The sequence below is a fragment of the Variovorax sp. P4_D9 genome (assembly GCF_056401695.1).
Genome location: NZ_JBFUIU010001129.1, coordinates 1 through 2310, shown reverse-complemented (window position 1 = coordinate 2310; position 2310 = coordinate 1). Strand labels below are relative to the sequence as shown.

General features: G+C 60.6%; 1 protein-coding gene. It reads right to left on the bottom strand.

Annotated elements, in window-relative coordinates; genetic code table 11:
* Positions 1–561: 561 nt before the first annotated feature.
* On the bottom strand, positions 562–1944 hold the full coding sequence (locus tag AC1DY5_RS51925; RefSeq protein WP_478122062.1) for a replication initiation protein: 1383 nt from the start codon (positions 1942–1944) through the stop codon (positions 562–564).
* Positions 1945–2310: the final 366 nt, after the last annotated feature.

Below are 2310 nucleotides of genomic sequence, written 5' to 3'. Positions count from 1 at the left end.
CAGCTACCCTACACCTCGGGATGGCTCAACGCCTTTCTGTCTTGGACAAGAGTGGGTCCACCCCTTTCGATGGCGACCGCCCCGCCCTGCCCCACCCTTGCGCTGGTCGCCAAACAGGGCATGAGCATCTCAAGGCGGCCGTTTCCTCATTCGAATCAACCACTTGCGCGCGCCGCCGTCAAAGTTAGACCTTAATCTTGATGGAATCTCGGTCTAACTATGAACGAGCTCAGATATTCCCACCGAACTGGCTCTCTTGTTCTTGGATCTCTCTTCTAAGACAAAGAAATTCCGTGTGAGTTGACACCCGTGTGAGTGGCGTCTCCGACGGCTCCAGGCCGCGGCGTGCGCATGGTCGGCCCGCCTTGAACGAAGTCAGGCGGGAACGACCGGGCGGCGCGGCGCCCTCCCACTGTTTCGCTCATTGTTTCGCCGCGCAACAATGAACGCAACAATGGGCCATCCCAGTTCGCAGCGAAGGCTTGTTGCGGGATTAGTTCGCAACGGATCAATGGGTGAAACAATGGGAGGGCGCGCGGGGCCACGCGCCAAGGCGCGAAGCTATGCCTGCACGGGGCGAGCTTCAGCGGCGACCTGGAGCAGTTGCTCGGGCGTCGGCTCGTCCCATCGTTCGCCGCGCGATCGGAACCCGTAAAACTTGACCATCTCGCCTCGCACAAGATTGTGGTTCCATCCGCTCGTCTGTAGTCGCTTGATGATGCTGGCGTGAGCCCTGCGGCGCATTAGGTCTTCGAGCAACTCGCCTGCAATGACCGCCTGCTGCTCCAACGGCAGTTGCTGGAGTTCAGCCACGAGCTCATCTCGGACCCGCAACTTGAACTGTTCGCCCCAGGCCTTCATGCGAGCGTCCTGTTCGCGCCGGCTCTCCGGACTTGATGGGTCGGCCTTTGCTGCAGCCTCCTCCATCTGTGCAACCACGATCTTGGCCTCGTTGGGCAACATGGTCTTGAGGTAGCGATAGTTGTCGCGCACCGGCTCGGCGAAATCGCTCTTGATGCGCCGCTCCAAGCCGTTGAGCCCGGACTCGAACGCCTCGACGCCAAACTCCTCCATGAGCGACTCCGCCTTCGCGGGTTCGATCGCCAGCGCCTCGGCCCGCCCGACCAAGGCCAGATCGACTGGCCGATCGTGGTCGGTCATCAGCGAGCGCTGCCTCTTGCTTCGGACGCGAAACTGGAGCGCGGAGATGAATCGGCCGCTTTTGTACTCGACCATCTCGAGTTCGATGTCGCTGATCTGGTTCACCTGAGCAATGGCCTTGTTGAGGACATCCCTCTTGAAGACGCGGTACTCGAAGTTGGCGGACTTCTCGGTGTCGGGTCGGCCCGTGAGGACGGGGCGCCACCAGTTCCAGTCCTGCTGCGGCGTTTGGCCAACCCCCTTGTATCGCGCACAGTTCTCATACAAGGACAGAGCCGCGTGGGTGGTGAACTGGACCATGATTTCCATGTCCAAGTGCGCCCAGACGTAGGGCTGCAAGAGCTCCTGTCGCATGTTCACGGCGTATGACCATTCCACCCAGGTCTCGCCTTGTCGCAACTCGAGGTTGGCGTGGGCGAGCATGCCGCATGCCGCCCATAAAGTGCCCTCCCCTTTGGTCGGCGATTGCCATTCGACCAGCGTCGTGATCATCGCGCGCAGGTGCCGCTTCACCAGCGCCAAGTCCTTCGAGTTGTATTCGATGCCTTGAACGATCTCGCGCAACGGAGCGCTGTGAGTCTCGGTGTCCATGCCCTGGCGCTGGGCCTCCTTCAAGAGCTTGTTCCAGATCTTTCGTCCGAGCAGAGTGATCTTCTGATTCTTCGGAGAGACAGCCAGGGTGTTGACCGGCTTTCGCATCCGGCTGTCCTCCAACTCGGGGACGCCATGGATCACGCGCCTTGGCTTGGGAACGGGAGACGGCGCGGCGGGTATGAGGTCCATGGCGCACAACTATAGGGCAGGAACGGCTTGACGTGAAAGTGGGGCTTCACATGAAGTGGGCTGCAAAAGCGCCTTTGATCTCCTTCAACTCTCCGAAACCAGCTTTTTTGGCTTTCGGACGGGCCTCAAGTCCCTGAAATCTCTCACCTGAAACGCGGGCGCCCCGTGGGTCGTCCCTGCAATCTCTCACCTCAGAGGTCGTTTTCGCGCCGAAAGTGGCCCCCAAGCGCACCTTTTCGGCCGTCYGGACCTCCAGATGACCGTCCCCCGAAGTCACTCACCGAAGTCCCTGCAAAGCTTCACTTCAGGCCCCGAGTCCCCTCACCTTCATCCCCGCAGAACCTCCAAAACTCCCCGCCTCTTCTC